The organism is Lysobacter sp. 05T417 (genome assembly GCF_056396405.1).
The window spans coordinates 1-18,851 of the sequence record NZ_JBFTLK010000002.1; the positions used below are offsets into that span (position 1 = coordinate 1).

Annotated in this window: 20 protein-coding genes and 1 tRNA gene; 14 read left to right on the forward strand and 7 right to left on the reverse strand. The window is 68.0% G+C overall.

What is annotated here, in order from left to right:
• Positions 1-198 precede the first annotated feature (198 nt).
• The 7 genes from AC1DER_RS03365 to AC1DER_RS03395 form a co-directional block, all read right to left on the reverse strand.
• Positions 199-960 (reverse strand): slipin family protein, encoded by a 762-nt coding sequence (locus AC1DER_RS03365; RefSeq protein ID WP_477245444.1) that lies wholly within the window; start codon positions 958-960, stop codon positions 199-201.
• A 12-nt stretch (positions 961-972) separates the two neighbouring features.
• Positions 973-2,388, reverse strand: coding sequence for an NfeD family protein (locus tag AC1DER_RS03370; RefSeq protein WP_477245446.1), 1,416 nt, complete (start codon positions 2,386-2,388; stop codon positions 973-975).
• Positions 2,389-2,477: 89 nt separating this feature from the next.
• The gene (locus tag AC1DER_RS03375; protein ID WP_477245448.1) at positions 2,478-4,718 is read right to left on the reverse strand and encodes a hypothetical protein; all 2,241 of its coding nucleotides are present in this window, start codon (positions 4,716-4,718) and stop codon (positions 2,478-2,480) included.
• Positions 4,719-4,796: 78 nt separating this feature from the next.
• The gene (locus tag AC1DER_RS03380; protein WP_441814680.1) at positions 4,797-5,261 is read right to left on the reverse strand and encodes an aminoacyl-tRNA deacylase; all 465 of its coding nucleotides are present in this window, start codon (positions 5,259-5,261) and stop codon (positions 4,797-4,799) included.
• A 163-nt stretch (positions 5,262-5,424) separates the two neighbouring features.
• Positions 5,425-6,009: an OmpA family protein gene (locus tag AC1DER_RS03385; protein ID WP_477245451.1), complete on the reverse strand. Its 585-nt coding sequence runs from the start codon at positions 6,007-6,009 to the stop codon at positions 5,425-5,427.
• Positions 6,010-6,370: 361 nt separating this feature from the next.
• On the reverse strand, positions 6,371-7,183 hold the full coding sequence (locus tag AC1DER_RS03390; RefSeq protein WP_477245453.1) for an amidohydrolase: 813 nt from the start codon (positions 7,181-7,183) through the stop codon (positions 6,371-6,373).
• Positions 7,180-8,328 (reverse strand): pyridoxal phosphate-dependent aminotransferase, encoded by a 1,149-nt coding sequence (locus AC1DER_RS03395; RefSeq protein WP_477245455.1) that lies wholly within the window; start codon positions 8,326-8,328, stop codon positions 7,180-7,182. The genes AC1DER_RS03390 and AC1DER_RS03395 overlap by 4 nt, the downstream gene beginning before the upstream one ends.
• A gap of 148 nt (positions 8,329-8,476) precedes the next feature.
• On the opposite strand from AC1DER_RS03395, the gene AC1DER_RS03400 reads away from it, so the two are divergent.
• The 14 genes from AC1DER_RS03400 (at position 8,477) to AC1DER_RS03465 (ending at position 18,664) form a co-directional block, all read left to right on the forward strand.
• The gene (locus AC1DER_RS03400) at positions 8,477-8,983 is read left to right on the forward strand and encodes a DUF3293 domain-containing protein (RefSeq protein WP_477245458.1); all 507 of its coding nucleotides are present in this window, start codon (positions 8,477-8,479) and stop codon (positions 8,981-8,983) included.
• 140 nt (positions 8,984-9,123) lie between these two features.
• Positions 9,124-9,774 (forward strand): heme ABC exporter ATP-binding protein CcmA, encoded by a 651-nt coding sequence (ccmA, locus tag AC1DER_RS03405; protein WP_477245460.1) that lies wholly within the window; start codon positions 9,124-9,126, stop codon positions 9,772-9,774.
• Positions 9,771-10,460 carry a heme exporter protein CcmB gene (gene ccmB / locus AC1DER_RS03410; RefSeq protein ID WP_441814686.1) on the forward strand — a complete coding sequence of 230 codons (690 nt, stop codon included), beginning with the start codon at positions 9,771-9,773 and terminating at the stop codon, positions 10,458-10,460. Before ccmA ends, ccmB begins: the two co-directional genes overlap by 4 nt.
• Before the next feature lie 146 nt (positions 10,461-10,606).
• Positions 10,607-11,359, forward strand: coding sequence for a heme ABC transporter permease CcmC (gene ccmC / locus AC1DER_RS03415; protein WP_441814687.1), 753 nt, complete (start codon positions 10,607-10,609; stop codon positions 11,357-11,359).
• Entirely contained in the window at positions 11,356-11,532 is a 177-nt protein-coding gene (locus AC1DER_RS03420; protein ID WP_441814688.1) for a heme exporter protein CcmD, read from the forward strand. Before ccmC ends, AC1DER_RS03420 begins: the two co-directional genes overlap by 4 nt.
• A 25-nt stretch (positions 11,533-11,557) precedes the next feature.
• A complete protein-coding gene (gene ccmE, locus AC1DER_RS03425; RefSeq protein ID WP_441814689.1) occupies positions 11,558-12,022 on the forward strand; it encodes a cytochrome c maturation protein CcmE in 465 nt (154 codons plus the stop codon).
• A gap of 33 nt (positions 12,023-12,055) precedes the next feature.
• Positions 12,056-14,071 (forward strand): heme lyase CcmF/NrfE family subunit, encoded by a 2,016-nt coding sequence (locus tag AC1DER_RS03430; protein ID WP_441814690.1) that lies wholly within the window; start codon positions 12,056-12,058, stop codon positions 14,069-14,071.
• Complete coding sequence (locus AC1DER_RS03435; RefSeq protein WP_477245463.1) at positions 14,068-14,643, forward strand: DsbE family thiol:disulfide interchange protein; 576 nt, start codon at positions 14,068-14,070, stop codon at positions 14,641-14,643. The genes AC1DER_RS03430 and AC1DER_RS03435 overlap by 4 nt, the downstream gene beginning before the upstream one ends.
• Positions 14,640-15,146: a cytochrome c-type biogenesis protein gene (locus AC1DER_RS03440; protein WP_477245465.1), complete on the forward strand. Its 507-nt coding sequence runs from the start codon at positions 14,640-14,642 to the stop codon at positions 15,144-15,146. Before AC1DER_RS03435 ends, AC1DER_RS03440 begins: the two co-directional genes overlap by 4 nt.
• Positions 15,146-16,150: a tetratricopeptide repeat protein gene (locus AC1DER_RS03445; RefSeq protein WP_477245467.1), complete on the forward strand. Its 1,005-nt coding sequence runs from the start codon at positions 15,146-15,148 to the stop codon at positions 16,148-16,150. The genes AC1DER_RS03440 and AC1DER_RS03445 overlap by 1 nt, the downstream gene beginning before the upstream one ends.
• An 11-nt stretch (positions 16,151-16,161) precedes the next feature.
• Positions 16,162-17,298, forward strand: coding sequence for a homoserine O-acetyltransferase MetX (metX, locus tag AC1DER_RS03450; RefSeq protein WP_477245543.1), 1,137 nt, complete (start codon positions 16,162-16,164; stop codon positions 17,296-17,298).
• Positions 17,299-17,376: 78 nt separating this feature from the next.
• Entirely contained in the window at positions 17,377-17,973 is a 597-nt protein-coding gene (locus tag AC1DER_RS03455; protein WP_441814694.1) for a cysteine dioxygenase family protein, read from the forward strand.
• A 105-nt stretch (positions 17,974-18,078) separates the two neighbouring features.
• On the forward strand, positions 18,079-18,531 hold the full coding sequence (locus tag AC1DER_RS03460; protein WP_477245469.1) for a DUF2214 family protein: 453 nt from the start codon (positions 18,079-18,081) through the stop codon (positions 18,529-18,531).
• Between the two features lie 49 nt (positions 18,532-18,580).
• Positions 18,581-18,664 (forward strand) — tRNA-Leu (locus AC1DER_RS03465).
• Positions 18,665-18,851: the final 187 nt, after the last annotated feature.

Below are 18,851 nucleotides of genomic sequence, written 5' to 3' on the forward strand. Positions count from 1 at the left end.
GCGCACGTCCCGGCGGCGCAGGCCGTCCGGCCGGCGGCCCGCGTCCTGGCGGTCCGCGCGGTGGCGGACGCCCGGGTGGCGGTCGCGGTCCGCGCGGCGGCGCTTGACGGCAATCGGCACTGAACGAGTGAAATGACAAAGGGCGCTTCGGCGCCCTTTGTTTTTTGACGAGCAAGTTTTCCTGACGAGCAAGGCTGCCTACGACCGCCCTTGCCCGCCCTTGTCCATCAACTGTTGCAGCAGATCCATGGGCAGCGGGAAAACAATCGTCGAGCTCTTCTCGCCGGCGATCTCGGTCAACGTCTGCAGGTAGCGCAACTGGATCGCGCGCGGATCGCCGCCCAGCAGCCGCCCCGCTTCGACCAGCATCGCGGCGGCCTGCGCCTCGCCTTCGGCATGGATCACCTTCGCCCGACGCACGCGCTCGGCTTCGGCCTGGCGCGCGATCGCGCGGACCATCGTCTCGTTGAGGTCGACCCGCTTGATCTCGACATTGGCGACCTTGATGCCCCACGCATCGGTCTGGCTGTCGAGGATGTTGCGAATGTCGTCGTTGAGCTTCTCCCGCTCGGCCAGCATCTCGTCGAGCTCATGCTGCCCCAGCACCGAGCGCAACGTCGTCTGCGCAAGCTGGCTGGTGGCTTCGTAGAAATGCTCGACGTTGATGATCGCCTTCTGCGGGTCGACCACGCGGAAGTACACCACCGCGTTGACCTGCACCGAGACATTGTCGCGCGAGATCACGTCCTGTGGCGGCACGTCCATCACCACGGTGCGCAGGTCCACGCGCACCATCTGCTGCACGATCGGTATCAGCAGGATCAACCCGGGTCCCTTGACCTTCCAGAAGCGGCCGAGCTGGAACACGACGCCGCGCTCGTATTCACGCAGCACCTTGACCGCGGTGATCAGGATCACCGCCAGCAGCACGATCACCGGGAAGTACATGGCCATGTACATGCAAGCTCTCCTTCAGTCAGACGCAGGTGTGTCGTTCTCGGGTGCGACCTGCAGCACCAGTCCGTCCAGCGCCAGCACGCGCACCGCCTGGCCGCCCCGCACCGGCACAGCCGACCGCGCCTGCCACTGTTCGCCACGGATGCGCACTTGCCCGCGTCCGTCGAAGTCACGCATGGCTACCGCCAGGTGGCCGATCATTTCTTCGCGGCCGCTGACCACCGGCCGTCGTCGCGCACGCGCGGCCAGCCACACCATGCCCATGAACCCCAGCGCGCTGGCGATCGCTATCCCGGCAATGAGCCCGCCGGGTACGCCGAATCCGGGCACCTGTGTGTCGAACAGGATCAGCGAGCCGGCCACCAGCGCGACCACGCCACCGACGCCGGCCGCACCCAGGCTGGGCACCGCGAACTCGATGGCGATCAGCGCAACCCCGAGCACGATCAATGCAACCCCGGCGTAATTGACCGGCAGAACCTGCAGCCCGTAGGCGGCCAGCAGCAGGCAGATCGCACCGACCATGCCGGGCAGGATCGCGCCGGGGCTGTAGCCCTCGAACACCAGCCCGTACAGACCGATCAACAGCAGCAGATACGCCACCGTCGGTTCGGTCAGCACCGCGAGCAAGCGTGCGCGCCAGTCCGGGGTCACCACCGTCACCGGCTGCCCGGCAAGGTCGAGCGTCACTTCGCGCTGCGCCAGCCGGACCCTGCGACCGTGCGCCTGCCGCAGCAACTCGTCGACGTTGCCGGCAACGATCTCGATCACGCCCTGCGACAGCGCCTGCGATGCCGTCAGCGTCGCGGCGTCGCGCACGGCGGCTTCGGCGAACTCGCCGTTGCGTCCGCGCAGTTCGGCAAGACTGCGCAGGTAGCCGGCGGCATCATTGACCACCTTTCGCGCCATCGCGTCGCGCGGCTCGCGCCGTGGCGACGGCGTGGCCGTGGGTGCGCCTGGCGGCTGGTTGCGCGGGTCGGCCGCCTCGTCCGGCTCCTTCTCCGGCGCGCCTGCGGGTCCGCTTCCACCCATCGACACCGGCGTGGCCGCACCGAGCGACGTCGCCGGCGCCATGGCTGCCAGATGGCAGGCATAGAGGATGTAGGTGCCGGCACTGGCCGCGCGCGCGCCTTCCGGTGCGACCCAGGCGATCACGGGCACCGGCGATGCAAGGATCGCCTGGTTGATGTCGCGCGTGGCCGCATCGAGCCCACCTGGGGTGTCGATCCGCAGCACCACGGCGCGGGCACCGTCGTCGCTGGCGCGCTTGAGCCCGCTGCGAAGGTAGTCGCGAGTGGCCGGGCCTATACCGCCCTTGATGTCGAGCAGCAGCACGCCTGCCGATGGCGCCGGTGCCGGCTGCGCGTGCACCGCCAGCGCCGCCAGCAGCACAGCGCAGGCAATCGTCCACATCCGGAACTGCACGTTCATGGGTGCGCCGCAGGGCGCGCCAGGCGCCCGCCGTGGTACGAGTTAACTCCACCGCGCGTTAAGGAAACGGAATCGCTGCGACGGCGATCTCAGCGCAGCAGGTTCGGCTGCGATTCGTACCACTGCTTGGCCTTGATCATGTGGAAATCGCGCTGACCGTTGTTGACCGCCACCGCGCAGCTGAGCACACCCCAGTTCGCATAGAGGCTGCCGACACGGCTCTTGCCCTTCAGGCGCAGCCGGGCCTTGAGTTCGTAGCGCTGGTTGCTCGCTTCGACCCGGTCGAGCACCAGCACGTCGTCCTTCCACTGCACGTTGGCGCTGACCTGGGCCTGGCCGGAATCGATCATCTTGAAGACCCACTGCGGGTAGTCGCGCTTGCGCGAGAACAGCGCCAGCAGGAACCCGACATCCTTCATGGCGACGTTGGCGCGGCCGCTGACCGTGGCCGGTTTGTCCCAGTCCATGCGCGCCCGCTGCAGGTCGATCCGCGCCCACCAGCCGCTGCGCGACTCGCCACCGGGCTCGGTGAAGCTCATGTTGTTCAACGCCACACGCGTGCCGTCGATGTTGAAGTTGTGGCCGCTCAGGTCGGCGCGACGCAGTTGCGTGTTGACGTCGACGTTGCCGCGCAGGGCGATGCCGGCGAAGTGAAGTTGCGTGCCGCTGCCCTTGACCCGCACCACGCCGGTGCCGACCGCACCGGCTCCGTCGAGTGTCAGGTCGCCGCTGACAGTACCGGCGCCGCCATCGAAGCGCATGTGCTCCACGGGCAGGTAGCGGTTGTAGGTGCGCAGGTCGGGAACGCGCGCGTCAACGAACACCAGGTGCGCCCGCAGTGCATCGCGCACTTCCTTCATCGCACCGGGCTGCTTCAGCTTGTCGCGCTCCAGCCCCGAAACGGTCTGCAGGTCCAGGCGCAGGTTCTGCCCTTCCACGTAGGGGCGGTCGGGCGCGTCTTCGGCTGCCATGTTGAAGTGTTCCATGACCAGCGCCAGCTGCGGCAGCAGCTCGTCGCCGTCGCCCGCATCAAGTCGGCCGTCGGCCCGCGCGCGGCCCTGGATGCGGCTGCCCATGACGTGCGCGACGGCATCGACTTCCGGGATGCCGATGCGGCTGCCTGCGGCAACCTTGCCCTCGACCACCTGCACGTCGGCGTCGACCGCGCCGGAACCGTCCAGCACCAGCCACGGTGCGTTGAACATGCTGCCCAGCCAGCGCAGCGAGGAGAATTCCCAGCGCCCCACCACGTGGCCGGATGCGCGTGGCAGCGCCGCCTTGAAGTCCTGGAAGGGAACCTGCGTGCCGCGAAGGCGAAGATCGGCGTCGAGATACAGCGCCTTGCCCTCGTGCGCCGGTACGTTGGCCTTGACCACGATGTCGCGATCGACGTCGATGAGGAAATCCATCGCGCTTTCGCGAGGCCGGCCGGCGATATCGGTGCCGGTGACCGGCATGTGCCAGCGAAGCTCGCTGCCGGGCTTGAGCGAACCGCGCGCGAACGCCAGCTTCGCATGCGCACGCCCCTGCCCGGGCACGGTGGAGACCGTGGTCTTGCCGTTGGGGTCTGTGACGGTCTGCAGGGCCGCGGTGAGGCCATCGAGGTTGAGCTCGGCATCGGTCATCAGCAGTTTGCGAATGCCTGGCGCCTGCGCCCGCGTATGCCGGGCGATCGCGAATTTCGCGTCGATTCGGGCGTCGTGCAGCATCGTGTCGCCCTTGTAGGACAGCCGCGCCTTGTCGAAATGCGCGGTCGATGGCATCAGCTCGAGCGCACCGCCGCGCAGCTGCTTGTAGAAGCCCACTTCGGCGCTGCCCGGCCCCTGCAGCTCAAGGCCGGCGAAGTGCCCGGACTTGATCGAGCGGGTGTGGATGCGATCGAAGCGCAGCACCCAGCCGCCGGGCCGCGGTTGCGGCGGCGGCTTGCGCACCTGGAGCAGGTCGGCGCCACCACTGACGTCGAACGCCTCGACGTCCGGTACGCGGACCTCTTTGTGCAGCAGCGGCAGGATGTCCACGCTGCCTTTCGCCTTGCCGGCCTGCACGGCCCACTTCGTCCGCGCGACCTGGCCTTTCATGTCGACGTCCCACACCGTCACCCTGCCCGGCCACAGGGTCAGGCCAGGCCCCCAGTGGATCTCGAACTTTTCCGGTTTGCGATTGGCGACCCACGGCCCCAACGGCGTGTTGAGGAACACGTTGCCGAGCAGTACGTAGGCGGCGTACACGATCAGCAGGCCAAGGCCGATGCGCCTGATCCACGGGCGCGCGCCCGCCGGGAGCCGATTCCAATACGCGCGCAGCTGGCTGTTCCATGGGGCGCTGTTCATGCGCCGGAGCTTAGCCAAGCGCCTGTGAGAATCGGCATCACGCGGGCATGCGTGACTGCCGACCGGCAGTGATCGCAACTAGTGCCGGGTGAGGTGAACCACCCGCGGGTGCACCAGCCGCTCGAAATCCTGCCAGCCCATCCGCATCACCTCACGGTGATTGCCGGCGTTGAAGGCGATACGCGCGTCCTCGGGAAGCGTGTCGGCGGCGTACACCTCCATGCCATAGAGGTTGCCGAACGGCGGCATGGCGCCGACCTCGCATTCGGGGAAGCGGTCCTTGAAATCGGATTCGCTGGCGAGGGCGACTTCACGCGCGCCGCTTACCTGTCGCAGGCTGGCAAGGTCGAGCCACTCGCTCGATGGAATCACCGCCATCGCCAGCTTGCCGTCGAGCCGGACCATGACCGTCTTGGCCATTTCGCGCTGGTCGATGTGAGCGCTGGCCGCGGTGGCCTGGGCAGTGAATGCGTGCGGGTGCGTCATCGTGTCGTACGGGACGCGATTGGAATGCAGGAACTGTTCTAGTCGTGGCGATGACATGGCCTGGGCTCCCTGATGGCGGAGCCGGCACGGCTGGTCCGGTGGCAGAGGGCGCGTCGCGCCGGCGTCCTTGTCGAAGCTGAAGACCGCGCACTCGTGCGCGGCAGGCGCAGTGTAATCCCTGCCGCCCCCTCCCGTTCCCGGGAGAGGGCGGTGATGCGACTCAGCCAGCCGGGGGAGCGGTGTTCTGCATCGCTACGCCGGCGTAGTCGACAACCAGCGAGACACGGCGGTTGTCGCGGCCGGCATCGCCGATGGCGCCTGCGCGGACCTGGCGGTTCTGGTCTTCGCCGTAGCTGACTGCGCGGACCTGCTGGGCGCCCAGGCCGGAGCTGACCAGGTAGTCACGCACCGCCTGCGCACGCTGCAGGCCGAGGCGACGGTTCGCAACCGCCGAACCGGCCGGGTCAGTGAAGCCTTCGATGGTGATCAGCGCGTCGGAATGGTTGTCCTTGATCACGCGGGCGAAGTCGTCGAGAAACGGTCTGTCTTCTTCATTGAGCGTGGCGTCGCCAGTGGCGAAGTGCGCTCCGGTTTCCACACGCACGCGCCCCGCGAGCTGGGTGACCAGTGCATCGTGCTTGTGCGAGAGCGAGTCGATCTGCGACTGCAGCTTCTGGTCGGTGGCGCGAAGGTCGGCAACGGTGCTGTCGAACTCGTCGCGCTTGATGTAGCTGGAGCAACCGGCCAGGGTGGCGGCGCTCACGGCGACGACGAGGCCGACATTGCGGAAGGTGCGGGTAACCATGACATGTCTCCTTCAATATCCATGCGCGATGCATGCGCACGGGAAATGCGTGCAGGACCGGGGGAAGTCGCTGCAGCCCGATTGGAACGATTCTTGATTTTCTGTGCGCGGGGCGCGCGGTGGTGGCTAGTCAGCGTTGATGGTGGAGCTGTATCAATGTCATAGCCAACGTTAATGAGGCGTTGCCTGAACAGGCGATGGAACGCCGTCGATCGCGAACGTGTGCACAGTTCAGCGATGTCAATATTGCGCTGCAGTCCTTCGTATCAGCTCGGTTCACGAAAAACCACGCGACGCCGCGACGCATTGCCATTCGCCGGCGCGCGATTACGCGTGCCGGCGACGGTTCATCTCAAGACGTTCATCTCAGCTCGAACGAATCGCCGTCGAGCATGGCCGGGAACCGCTCGCGGTGCGCGGCAAGTTCCGTGGCAAGCAAGGTTGTGGTGACCACCACTTCCTCGTCGGTGCATTCGCTGAGCGGATGGCCGAGGAAATCGATCACCGCGCTGTCGCCGGCGTAGTGCAGGCCGTTGCCATCGGTGCCGACGCGGTTTACCGCGGCGACGTAGCTGAGGTTCTCGATCGCGCGAGCCCGCAGCAGCGTCTTCCACGGATAGCTGCGCGCCGACGGCCAGTTGGCGACGTAGGTCAGCAGGTCGTAGTCGAGCTGGCCAGGGCGCTCCACATCGAAACGGTTGCGCGAGAACACCGGGAAGCGCAGGTCGTAGCAGACCAGCGGGCAGATACGCCAACCCTTCCACTCCAGCACCAGCCGGTCGCGGCCGGCGGCGTAGCGCTCGTGCTCGCGCGCATAACGGAACAGATGGCGCTTGTCGTAGGTGCTCAGTGCGCCGTCGGGCGTGGCGAACAGCAGGCGGTTGAACACGCCCTCGTCCGTGCGCAGTTGCACGCTGCCCATCACTGCAGCATCGAGCTTGCGTGCCTGTTCGCCGATCCACGCCACGGTCGGGCCGTCCATGCCTTCGGCATTGCCGATGGCATCGTTGGAGAATCCGCTGGTGAAGGTTTCGGGCAGGATCACCAGGTCGGTGATGCCGTGCAGCGGTGCGATCAGGCGGCCGTAATAGTCACGGTTGCCGGCCGGGTCGTGCCAGCGGGTTTCGCCCTGGACCAGCGATACCCGCAGGTCGTTCGTCGGTGCCTGGCTCATAGCTTCTGCAGCCTTTCAATTGCCGCGTCCAGGGTCGCCTCGTTCTTGGCGAAGCACAGGCGGGCAAGGCGCTGGCCCTGCGGCGGCGTTTCGTAGAACGGCGACAGCGGAATCGCGGCAACGCCCTTCTCGGTGGTGAGCCAGCGGCAGAACGCGGCATCGTCCAGGTCGCTCACCGCCGAGTAGTCGACCAGCTGGAAATAGCCACCCGGCACCGGCAACGGCTTCAGGCGAGTGGTCAACAGCTGCTCGCGGAAGCGGTCGCGCTTGGCCTGGTAGAACGCGCCGAGCTGCTCGTAGTGTTCCGGCTCGGCCTCGATCATTTCGGCGAAGGCCCACTGTGCCGGGGCGAAGGTGCAGAAGGTGTTGTACTGGTGCACCTTGCGCAGCTCGGCCGACAGTGCCGGCGGTGCGATGCAGTAGCCGACTTTCCAGCCGGTGCAGTGGTAGGTCTTGCCGAAGCTGGATACGACGAATGCGCGCTCGCGCAGTTCGCGATAGCGCAGCACCGACTCGTGGACGCGGCCGTCGAAGACGATGTGCTCGTAAACCTCGTCCGACAGCAGCAGGACCTCGGTGCCGCGCAGCAGTGCGGTCAGCTGCTCGATATCGTCGCCGTCGAACATGGCGCCGGACGGGTTGTGCGGCGAGTTGATCATCAGCAGCCGCGTCTTGTCCGTCACCGCCGCGCGCACCAGGGCCCAGTCCGGGGCGAACGTGGCCGGATCCAGCGGCACGTGCACGGCGCGGCCACCGGCCAGGTCGATCGCCGGTTCGTAGCAGTCGTAGCAGGGGTCGAGCACGATCACTTCGTCGCCGGGGCGCACCACCGCGGCAATCGCGTCGAAGATCGCCTCGCTGGCGCCGGAAGCGACCGTGACCTCGGTATCGGCATCGGGCCGGTGGCCGTAGCAGCGCTCGGTCTTGGCGGCGATGGCCTGGCGCAGGGCCGGGATGCCGGTCATCGGCGCGTACTGGTTGTGACCGTCGCGCATGGCGCGGTCCAGCGCTTCGATCAGGCGCTCGGGCACGGCAAAGTCAGGGAAGCCCTGGCCCAGGTTCACGGCCTTGTGCTCGACCGCGAGCTGGGACATCACGGTGAAGATGGTGGTGCCGACCTTCGGCAGCTTGGTTTGCAGGGTCATCGGTGGGGGCTTGCTCGCAAGAGGCTGGACAACAGGGAAACCGTCGAGGCGGACAAGTGTAAGGATGCGCGCCTGGCGGCGTCATGACGAGTGGTCATCACCCCGTCGGCCCGGCGGGCTTGACGCTGCCATGCGATTGCACTGTCGCGTGGCCACACTCACACTGCGCGCCATGCGCGAGCTGCGGATCGTCAATGCCGTCGAACTGGCCATCGCCTACGCTGCCGCGGAGTACGTGGTGGTGCTCGACGGAGACGCCCTGCCGCTGCGGGTCGGCCTGCCGGCCAGCGACCTGGAAGCGTACTGGCCCGCCTCGCGCTACGCCTTCATCACCGCCTGGAACCCGGCCTCGCAGCCGCGTTCGGAGTCGGCCAACCAGGCCGCCGACGCGCTATTGGTGAACAAGCTCGATGCCGCCGGCGCAGTCCGCCACCCCGCCTGGGCGCAGGACCCGACCGGGCACTGGCGCGAACCGGGCTGGCTGCTGGGCGGCATCGACGAAGCCGAACTGCTGCGCCTTGCGCTCGAGTTCGGCCAGGCCGCGGTCCTGGCCTGGCAGCCCGGCGAACCGGTTCGCCTGCGGATGCTGATGCCCAGGCCGCCCGCGCCTGCTTCGGCGGCGCCGGTGGACCACACCGACTGGGTCACCGGCTGAGCCCCCGGGCTGACAGTTACAGCCCGCCCATCCCGGGCGGAAGACCGCCGGCTACCCCCGCCCGACGCCGACAAACCCGTCCCCCGGCGACTCGCATAAACTGACGCCTTCGCGGCCACCGGGCCGCAGCCTCCCAGCCGATGACGCCAACCGACCGACCTGCTCCGCCGCTGCTCGCAGCCCGCGGCTTACGCTTTGCGCGCAACGACGAGCCCGTGTTCGGCCCGCTCGACTTCAGTGTCGACGCCGGCGAGGCACTGCTGGTCCAGGGCGACAACGGCGCCGGCAAGACCACCTTGCTGCGGGTCCTGGCGGGCCTGCTGCGCGCCGACGAGGGTGAAGTCGACCTCGACGGCCAGCCGGCCGGCACCGCCCGGCGCGCCCGCGCCATTGCCTACCTCAGCCATCTGCCCGGGCTGAAGGCGGACCTGAGCGCGCTGGAGAACCTCAATTTCCTGTGCGGCCTGCACGGCCGCCGCCGCGCCCAGTTGCCGGGCAATGCCCTGGCCATCGTCGGTCTCGCCGGCTTCGAGGACACCCTGGCCCGCCAGCTCTCGGCCGGGCAGAAGAAGCGCCTCAGCCTGGCGCGTCTGTGGATGTCCCCGGCGCCGTTGTGGCTGCTCGACGAGCCCTACGCCAACCTGGACCTGGACGGCATCGAGCTGGTCAACCGCATGGTCCAGGCGCACCTGCGCGAGGGCGGGGCCGCCCTGGTGACCACCCACGGCGCCTACGCCGCACCGCCGGTGCGCACGCGGATGCTGGTGATGGCCAAGGGAGGCATGCAATGAGCGCCCAGACCGCCACCCTCGCCGGTGCCGCCCGCGCCCTGCTCGCGCGCGACCTGCGCCTGCTCTGGCGCCGCCGCGGCGATGCGCTGCAGCCGGCGCTGTTCGCCCTGCTCGTGATCGTGCTGTTCGCCCTCGCCCTGGGCGGCGAGAAACTGGCGCTGGCCAAGGTCGCCGGCGCGGTGCTGTGGCTGGCGATGCTGCTGGCCGGGCTGCTATCGCTCGACACCCTGTTCCGCGGCGATGCCGAGGACGGCTCGCTGGAGCAGTGGATGCTCGCGCCGGTGCCGCTGGCCTGGCTGGTCGCGGTGCGCACCTTCATGCACTGGGCCACCAGCGCGCTGCCGCTGCTGATCGCCACCCCGTTCCTGGCCGAGCTGCTGTACCTGCCACGCGAGCAGTTGCCGGTGCTGCTGGCCTCGCTCGCGCTGGGCACGCCGCTGCTGAGCCTGCTGGGCGCGGTGGTGGCGGCGCTGACGGTCGGAATGCGGCGCTCCGGTATACTTGTCGCGTTGCTGGCGCTGCCGCTGTACGTGCCCGTACTGGTGTTCGGCGCCGGCAGCGTGGCTGCCGCGGCGCAGGGGCTCAATCCCGTCGGCGCGCTGCTGTTGCTGGGCGCGGGCCTGGCCGTGGCGCTGGTACTGGCACCGGTTGCCGCCGCCGCGGCGATACGGATTGCGCTCAGCTAGTCACCAGACTGTTGAGCCAGATCAAATGCCGCGCCCCGGCCCCGTCCTTTAATGTCCGCCGCGACCCACTGCCGCAACCATCGCCGCAACCACTGCTCCCCCACGCCAGCAACCGGACCGCGGTCCGCAAGCAGGCCGAGAACACGATGAATCCGATCGTCCGCTGGTTCCACAAACTCGGTTCACCGCCCTACTTCGACCGCTTCGCCGCGCGCTGGGCACCCTGGGGCTACGGCCTGGGACTGCTGGTCATGGCCTGGGGCCTGTACGGCGCGCTGTTCCAGGTCCCGGCCGATTACCAGCAGGGCGACAGCTTCCGCATCCTCTACATCCACGTGCCCAGCGCCTGGATGAGCATGGCCGTGTTTGGACTCATGGCCATCTACGCGGCGATCGCGCTGATCTGGCGGATCAAGCTGTGCGAGGTCCTGGCGATGGCCTGCGCGCCGATCGGCGCCGCCTTCACCCTGATCACGCTGTTGACCGGTTCGATCTGGGGCAAGCCGATGTGGGGCACGTGGTGGGACTGGGACCCGCGCCTGACCACCGAACTGATCCTGCTGTTCCTGTATCTGGGCGTGATCGGCCTGTACAACGCCATCGACGACCGCCGCGCCGCTGCGCGCGCCGCCGGCCTGCTGGCGATCGTCGGCGTGGTGCTGCTGCCGGTGATCCGCTACTCGGTGGTGTGGTGGAACTCGCTGCACCAGGGCCAGACCATCAGCATCTTCGGCCAGTCCAAGATGGACTCGAGCATGTACGCGCCGCTGATCTGGATGATCGTGGGCACCAAGCTGTGGTTCGTCGGTGCGCTGCTCACGCGCGCCCGCGCCGACAACCTGCGTCGCGAAAGCGGCAAGGGCTGGGTCGCCGAACTGGCCCGGGGGAAGGCGCGATGAGCTACCTGAACTACGTGATTGCCGCCTACGCGGTGTTCGTGATCGTGCTGGGCTGGGACTTCGTCGCCACGCACCTGCAGATCCGCCGCGAACTGCGTGGCGCGCGCCTGCGTGCCGAACGCGAAGCCGCACGCCCTGGCAAGGGCAGCGCGACCAATGAACTGATTCGATGAGTGCCTGTTCGATGAGAGCGTATCCATGAACCCTGTACGTCGCCGCCGCCTGCTTTGGGTCATCGCGCTGGTCGTGGCCGCAGGCCTCGCCGCCACGCTGGTGGCCATGGCCCTGCAGCGCAACATCGCCTACCTGTACACGCCCAGCGAAGTGCTTCGCGGCGAAGCCGGCGGGCAGGCGCGGTTCCGTCTTGGCGGCATGGTCGCGGCCGATTCCTTCACGCGCGCACCCGGTTCGCTGGAAGCGCACTTCAAGGTCAGCGATGGGGACGCGCTGATGCCGGTGGTCTATACCGGCATCCTGCCCGACCTGTTCCGCGAGAAGCAGGCCGTGGTCGCCACCGGCCGCATGCGCGGCGACACCTTCGTCGCCGAGCAGATCCTCGCCAAGCACGACGAGACCTACATGCCCAAGGAAGTCGCCGACAAGATGGGCATGGCGCACAAGAAGCACGACGTGCCGCCGCCTGCGGCAGGTTCGGCGCAATGACGACGACACTGCATTGCCGGGTGAGGGCACGCCATGCTCGCTGAAATCGGCCAGATCACCCTGATCCTCGCCCTGCTGGTGTCGCTGCTGCAGGCGGCACTGCCGCTGGCCGGCGCGCAGCGCGGCATCGGCAGCTGGATGGCGGTGGCGCGCCCGGCCGCGTACGCGCAGCTGGTACTCATCGCCATCGCCTTCGTCATCCTCAGCCACGCCTTCGTCACCCAGGACTTCTCGCTGCTCTACGTCGCCGAGAACAGCAACTCGCTGCTGCCGTTGATGTACCGCTACACCGCGGTGTGGGGCGCGCACGAGGGTTCGCTGCTGTTGTGGGCACTGATCCTGGCGTTGTGGACCGGCGCGGTCGCGCTGTTCTCCAAGGCATTGCCCGAGCAGGTCATCGCGCGCGTGCTCGGCGTGATGGGCCTGGTCAGCACCGGCTTCCTCGCCTTCCTGATCTTCACCAGCAACCCGTTCCAGCGCCTGTTGCCTGCCGCCGCCGAAGGCCGCGACCTCAACCCGCTGCTGCAGGACCCGGGCATGATCATCCACCCGCCCATGCTGTATCTGGGCTACGTGGGGTTCGCGGTGCCATTCGCGTTCGCGATCGCGGCCCTGCTCGACGGCCGCATCGACGCACGCTGGCTGCGCTGGACGCGGCCGTGGACCAATGTCGCCTGGGCCTTTCTGACCTTCGGCATCGCGCTTGGTTCGTGGTGGGCCTATTACGAGCTTGGCTGGGGTGGCTGGTGGTTCTGGGATCCGGTCGAGAACGCCAGCTTCATGCCGTGGCTCGCCGGCGCTGCGTTGCTGCACTCGCAGGCGGTGACCGAGAAGCGCGGCAACTTCCGTGGCTGGACGCTGCTGCTGGCCATCGCCACGTTCTCGCTGTCGCTGCTGGGCACCTTCCTGGTGCGTTCGGGCGTGGTGACCAGCGTGCACGCGTTCGCGGCCGATCCGGCGCGCGGCTTGTTCATCCTGATATTCCTCGGCATCGTCATCGGCGGCTCGCTGGTGCTGTATGCACTGCGCGCGCCCTCGGCCGAAGACGGCGGCAGCAAACCCTTCGAGGTCAATTCGCGCGAGACGTTGCTGCTGGCCAACAACCTGCTGCTGACCACCGCCTGCGCGATGGTGTTGCTCGGCACCTTGTATCCGCTGCTTGCCGATGCGCTGGAACTGGGCAAGATTTCGGTGGGCCCGCCCTACTTTGCGCTGATGTTCACGCTGCTGATGGCGCCGCTGGTGGCGCTGCTGCCGTTTGGTCCGGTCACGCGCTGGCAGCGTGAGCAGGTGTCCAGGCCGCTGGCGATGCTGCTGCCGTGGGCGGCGTTGGCGCTGGTGCTGGGCGTGATCGCCTACTTCTTCGCACCGCAGGGTCCGTGGAAGGTGGCTGCCGGCGTGTTCGGCGCGGCATGGGTGCTGTTCGGCACGATCCGTTTCGTCGTCACGCGCCTGCGCAGCCAGGGCAGCGGCTCGCGCTTCACCGCCGAGATGCTCGGCATGACCCTGGCCCACTTCGGCGTCGCCGTGTTCCTGATCGGCGCCCTGCTGGTCGAAGGGCTGAGCCAGCAGCGCGAACTCGCCGTCGCACCGGGGCAGACCGTGGAGCTGGGTCGCTACGCGTTCCGCTTCGACGGCGTCGCCCATTCGCAGGGCCCGAACTACGAAGCCGACCGCGGCACGGTCACCGTCTTCGCGAACCAGCGCCAGCTGACCGTGATGCACCCGGAGAAGCGCACGTACGCCAGCGGCGGCCAGGTCATGACCGAAGCGGCCATCGACAACGGCGTCACCCGCGATCTCTATGTCGCGCTGGGCGAGCCGCTGGGCGACGGCGCCTGGGCCGTGCGCGTGCACGTCAAGCCGTTCGTCCGCTGGATCTGGGCGGGCGCGCTGCTGATGATGCTCGGCGGCCTGGTGACGGCGACGGACAGGCGTTTCCGCCGGACCAGCACCGCGACTGATCCGGCCGTCGCACGCCCGGCTGCGGGAAATCCGGCGGTCGCCGCTGCAACCGTCGCCCACCCGAGTCCGGAGCCCGCACGATGAGCGAACCGTCACCGCAGCCGCGCAGGTCCACGATGCGCTGGGTGCCGTTGCTGATCGTCGCCGCGCTGGGCGTACTGCTCTTTGCAGGTGTCATGCTCAGCCGCAACCCGAACCGCGAGGCGCTGCCGTCGCCGCTGATCGGCAAGCCCGCGCCCGCCTTCCGCCTGCCGGTGCTGCACGAAGCCGGCCGCGCGGTGTCGTCGGAAGAACTGCGCGGTTCCCCGTACCTGCTCAATGTCTGGGGCAGCTGGTGCCCGGCCTGCCGCGAAGAGCACCCGGTGCTGACGCGCTTCGCCGAAAGCAAGCGCCTGCGCGTGATCGGCTTCAACTGGAAAGACGAACACGCCGACGCGATGCGCTGGCTGGAGCAGTTCGGCAATCCGTATTTCATGGTCCTGGTCGACTACGACGGCAAGGTTGCCATCGACTGGGGCATCTATGGCGCACCGGAAACCTTCCTGGTCGACGGCAAGGGCATCGTGCGCTGGAAGTACGTCGGCCCGCTGACCGATGAGGTGATCGGCGACGAGCTGCTGCCGAAGCTGGCCGAGATCGAAAAGGGCGCGCGATGAGCAGAACGCGCGATCAGCAACGTGCCGTCATTCGCGGCAATGGCGGGAACTGGAAGCTCGCGCTGCTGCTGTGCGTCGCGCTGGTGCTCTCCTCCTTCAGCGCATTCGCCCAGCCCGCCACCGACCCTGCCCCGCTCAGGTTCCAGTCCGCGGCTGAAGAACAGCGTTTCCACACGATCGTCAGCGAACTGCGTTGCGTGATGTGCCAGAACCAGTCGTTGGCCGACTCCAATGCGCAGATCGCCGTCGACCTGCGCCGCGAAGTGCTGGAGCTGATGCGCCAGGGCAAGGACGAGCAACAGATAAAACAGTTCCTGGTCGATCGCTACGGCGAGTTCGTACTGTATCGACCGCAGGTCGAATCCAAGACATGGTTGCTGTGGTTTGGCCCGGCGCTGGTGCTGTTGGCCGGCGGCGTGGTCGTGGCCGGCGCGGTGCGCAGGCGCCGCCAGGCGCCAACCCCGCCCACAGGCAACGACGGCAACGAAGAGCAGGAGTGGTAATGGTCGGTTTCGTGATTGCCGGCCTCGTGCTGGCCGTGCTGGTGCTGGCCTATGTGCTTCGCCCCCTGTGGCAGACGCGACCGATCGCCGGGTTCGCGGTGATTGCCGGCCTGACGCTGGCCACCGGACTGATCTATTTCGCCATCGGCACGCCGGCCGCCTTGGACGTGGCGCAGCGTCGCGCGCCCGAAACGCTCGGTGACGCCATCACCCAGCTGCAGGCCGAGCTCAAGCGCGACCCCAGCCAGGTCGAGGGCTGGCGCCTGCTGGCCCGCGCCCACGTCGCCGAAGGCGAACCGGTGAAGGCACGCGACGCGCTGATGCGCGCGCTCAAGCTGATGCCCGACGACCCCGACCTGCTGGCCGAAGCCGCCGAAATGCGCGCGATCGCCGCACCCGGTCGGCAGTTCGATGCCGAGGGCGTGGCGATGCTGCAACATGCGCTGCAACAACAGCCCATGCACCAGCGCGCACGCTGGTTCCTCGGCATCGCCCAGCGCCAGGCCAAGCAACCGGCGGAAGCGGCCCGCACCTGGGAGCCGTTGCTGGCCCTGGTCGACGGACGCACCGGCGAGAGCCTGCGCGAGCAGATCAACGCCGCCCGCGGTGAAGCCGGCCTGCCGCCGTTACCGCCTGCCGCCGCTTCGGCGCAGATCGCCAGCGCCGGCCTCAAGGTGAAGGTGGCGCTGGCGCCGGCATTGCTGGCGAAACTGCCGGCCAACGCGAGCCTGTTCGTCATCGCGCGCCGGCCCGGCGGCCCGCCGATGCCGGTTGCGGTGGAAAAGCTGGCGGCGGCGAAGTTCCCGGTCGAGGTCACGCTCGACGACGGCGACAGCCCGATGCCGACGATGAAGCTTTCGCAGCTTGATCGCGTCGAAGTGCTGGCGCGCGTCTCGGCCAGCGGCAACGCGATTCCGCAGGCGGGCGACTTCGAAGCCGTCGCCAAGCCTGCCGGCAAGGATGCGGGCACGATCGAACTGCTGATCGACCAGGTTCGCCCATGACCGAATTCATCATGACCGAATTCATCCCGCCCGGTACCCGCTGGTTCGACCTGCCCACGCCGTTCCCGATGAAGCGTGGCGGTGCACTCAACCATGCCCGCGTCGCCTACGAAACCTGGGGCACGCTCAATGCCGCCCGCGACAACGCCGTGCTGATCGTCACCGGCCTGTCGCCCGATGCCCACGCGGCCAGCAATGAAGGCAACGCCGAACCGGGCTGGTGGGAACAGATGCTCGGCCCGGGCAAGCCGATCGACAGCGATCGCTGGTTCGTCATCTGCGTCAATTCGCTGGGCAGTTGCAAAGGCTCGACCGGCCCGGCATCGATCAACCCCGACACCGGCGCGCCCTATCGGCTCGCGTTTCCCGACCTGTCGGTCGAGGACGGCGCGCACGCCGCCGCGCATGTCGTGCGCGAGCTGGGCATCGACAACCTCGCCTGCATCATCGGTAACTCGATGGGCGGCATGACCGCGCTGGCGTTCCTGCACCTGCATCCTGGCCTGGCGCGCAGCCACATCAACATCTCCGGCGCGGCCAAGGCGCTGCCGTTCTCCATCGCGATCCGCTCGCTGCAACGCGAAGCCATCCGCCTGGACCCGAACTGGAACCATGGCCAATACGACGACGAGCGCTACCCGGAAGCGGGCATGCGCATGGCGCGCAAGCTCGGCGTGATCACCTACCGCTCCGCGCTGGAGTGGGACGGCCGCTTCGGCCGCGTGCGGCTGGACTCCGATCGCAGCGACGACGAGCCGTTCGGCCTGGAGTTCGAGGTCGAAAGCTACCTGGAAGGCCACGCCCGCCGTTTCGTGCGCCGTTTCGACCCCAACTGCTACCTCTACCTCAGCCGCTCGATGGACTGGTTCGATCTGGGCGAGTACTGCCCCGACCGCCACGGCAACGGCGATGCCGACACCCGCACCGGGCTGGCCAGCCTGCGCGTGGAGAAGGCGCTGGCGATAGGTGTCCACACCGACATCCTGTTCCCCCTGCAGCAACAGGAAGAGATCGCCGAAGGCCTGCGCGCCGGCGGCGCCGACTCGCGGTTCCTGCCGCTGCCGTCGCCACAGGGCCATGACGCGTTCCTGGTGGACATCGCGCGTTTCGGACCGGCCGTCGCCGACTTCCTGAACGGGCTTGGCTGAACGCCGCAGCGCGCCCGTACCGCCGTAGATTGATGCGGCGCAAGATTCGCTGCGCCGGGCGCGCGATAGAATTGCACCATGACGATCACCGACGCACTGCCCGACCTCGATTTCCCCGGCCACGACAAGCTGGTCGCCGCCATCGATGCTGCCGTGGTGGCGGGCGATGAGCACGCCGTCACCGCGGCGCTGCGCACGACCCTGTGCGGCATGATCCGCGACCGCGACGTGCAGTTGCCTTCGTGCGTGCACGACGCGATCGACGACCACTACGCCCGCCGCGAGATCTACCGCAGCCCGCGCCTGGGCTACAGCGTCGTCGCCATGACCTGGGGCCCCGGCCAGGGCACGCCGGTGCATGACCACTGCGGCCTGTGGTGCGTGGAAGGCGTCTGGGACGGCGAACTGGAGATCACCCAGTACGAACTGCTCGAGCGCGACGGTGAGAATTTCCGGTTCCGCGCCGCCGGTGGCATGCACGCCGGTCCCGGCAGCGCCGGCAGCCTGATCCCGCCGCACGAGTACCACACCATCCGCAACGCCAGCCGCGAGTCGGTCGCCGTTTCGCTGCACATCTACAAGGCGCCGATGGAAGCGTGCTCGATGTTCGTCCCGAACGAAGGCGAATGGTTCGCGCGCGTCGCCAAGACGCTGCAGACCGACGAAGCGGCATAAGTCCTGGGCCCCTCTCCGCCCGCGGCCGCCCATAACCTGACCTCTGGCACTACATTGCAGGTTGAAACCCCCTAGGGTGAGCGCTTTCCGCCGGAGCCTCCCCCGATGCAGACCGACTTCGCCCTCGCCTCCCTGCACCACCTGCTGGTCTATGCCCTGATCGCGATGCTCGTCGGCGAATCGGTGCTGCTGCGCGGAGGCGTCGACCGCACGACCCTGCAGCGACTGGCCGGCCTCGACCGGGGCTACGGCATCTGCGCGATGTTGCTGATCGTGGTTGGCATCTGCCGCATCACCTTCGGCATCAAGGGCTACGACTTCTATCTGCACAACCCCTGGTTCCACGCCAAGATGACCGCCTTCGTGCTGGTCGGCCTGCTGTCGATCCTGCCGACGGTCCGCTTCCTGCGCTGGCGCAAGGCCCTGGCCGCCAACCCGTCGTTCCTCCCGGACGCCGCGGAGGTCGGCAGGCTGCGCGGCATCGTCCGCTTCGAGCTGATCCTGATCGCGGCGATCTTCGTGTTTGCCGCCGCCATGGCCCGCTACGGCGGGCTCTGAGCCGGCCCCCTGCTACCGGAGCGCGACGTCGGCTATACTGCGCGGCCGCGCCGGAATGGCGGAATCGGTAGACGCAGCGGACTCAAAATCCGCCACCGTTAAAAGTGTGTGGGTTCGAGTCCCACTTCCGGCATGCCCGCAAGTCGTTGATAAAAAAATACAAACGACGACTTCTGCGCCAACAATCCCCAGAGTGTGCCCACCGTAGCGGATATCCACCCCGCTGCGAGTTTCTACTTGGCCACCACTGGAAGGCAGTTCCACTCCGCCGCGCCCACAACTGCTCAAGCGGTTCGCGAGGGTTGGTCCATTGCAGCGGC

Bases quoted from the DNA above. Each gene is read 5' to 3' on its own strand.
- ccmA (WP_477245460.1), top strand. From the start codon at position 9,124: ATGACGCCAACCGACCGACCTGCTCCGCCGCTGCTCGCAGCCCGCGGC.
- AC1DER_RS03390 (WP_477245453.1), bottom strand. From the start codon at position 7,183: ATGAGCCAGGCACCGACGAACGACCTGCGGGTATCGCTGGTCCAGGGC.
- AC1DER_RS03365 (WP_477245444.1), bottom strand. From the start codon at position 960: ATGTACATGGCCATGTACTTCCCGGTGATCGTGCTGCTGGCGGTGATC.
- AC1DER_RS03370 (WP_477245446.1), bottom strand. From the start codon at position 2,388: ATGAACGTGCAGTTCCGGATGTGGACGATTGCCTGCGCTGTGCTGCTG.
- AC1DER_RS03375 (WP_477245448.1), bottom strand. From the start codon at position 4,718: ATGAACAGCGCCCCATGGAACAGCCAGCTGCGCGCGTATTGGAATCGG.
- ccmC (WP_441814687.1), top strand. From the start codon at position 10,607: ATGAATCCGATCGTCCGCTGGTTCCACAAACTCGGTTCACCGCCCTAC.
- ccmE (WP_441814689.1), top strand. From the start codon at position 11,558: ATGAACCCTGTACGTCGCCGCCGCCTGCTTTGGGTCATCGCGCTGGTC.
- AC1DER_RS03445 (WP_477245467.1), top strand. From the start codon at position 15,146: ATGGTCGGTTTCGTGATTGCCGGCCTCGTGCTGGCCGTGCTGGTGCTG.
- AC1DER_RS03455 (WP_441814694.1), top strand. From the start codon at position 17,377: ATGACGATCACCGACGCACTGCCCGACCTCGATTTCCCCGGCCACGAC.
- AC1DER_RS03385 (WP_477245451.1), bottom strand. From the start codon at position 6,009: ATGGTTACCCGCACCTTCCGCAATGTCGGCCTCGTCGTCGCCGTGAGC.
- AC1DER_RS03395 (WP_477245455.1), bottom strand. From the start codon at position 8,328: ATGACCCTGCAAACCAAGCTGCCGAAGGTCGGCACCACCATCTTCACC.
- ccmB (WP_441814686.1), top strand. From the start codon at position 9,771: ATGAGCGCCCAGACCGCCACCCTCGCCGGTGCCGCCCGCGCCCTGCTC.
- AC1DER_RS03430 (WP_441814690.1), top strand. From the start codon at position 12,056: ATGCTCGCTGAAATCGGCCAGATCACCCTGATCCTCGCCCTGCTGGTG.
- AC1DER_RS03435 (WP_477245463.1), top strand. From the start codon at position 14,068: ATGAGCGAACCGTCACCGCAGCCGCGCAGGTCCACGATGCGCTGGGTG.
- AC1DER_RS03440 (WP_477245465.1), top strand. From the start codon at position 14,640: ATGAGCAGAACGCGCGATCAGCAACGTGCCGTCATTCGCGGCAATGGC.
- AC1DER_RS03420 (WP_441814688.1), top strand. From the start codon at position 11,356: ATGAGCTACCTGAACTACGTGATTGCCGCCTACGCGGTGTTCGTGATC.
- metX (WP_477245543.1), top strand. From the start codon at position 16,162: ATGACCGAATTCATCCCGCCCGGTACCCGCTGGTTCGACCTGCCCACG.
- AC1DER_RS03460 (WP_477245469.1), top strand. From the start codon at position 18,079: ATGCAGACCGACTTCGCCCTCGCCTCCCTGCACCACCTGCTGGTCTAT.
- AC1DER_RS03380 (WP_441814680.1), bottom strand. From the start codon at position 5,261: ATGTCATCGCCACGACTAGAACAGTTCCTGCATTCCAATCGCGTCCCG.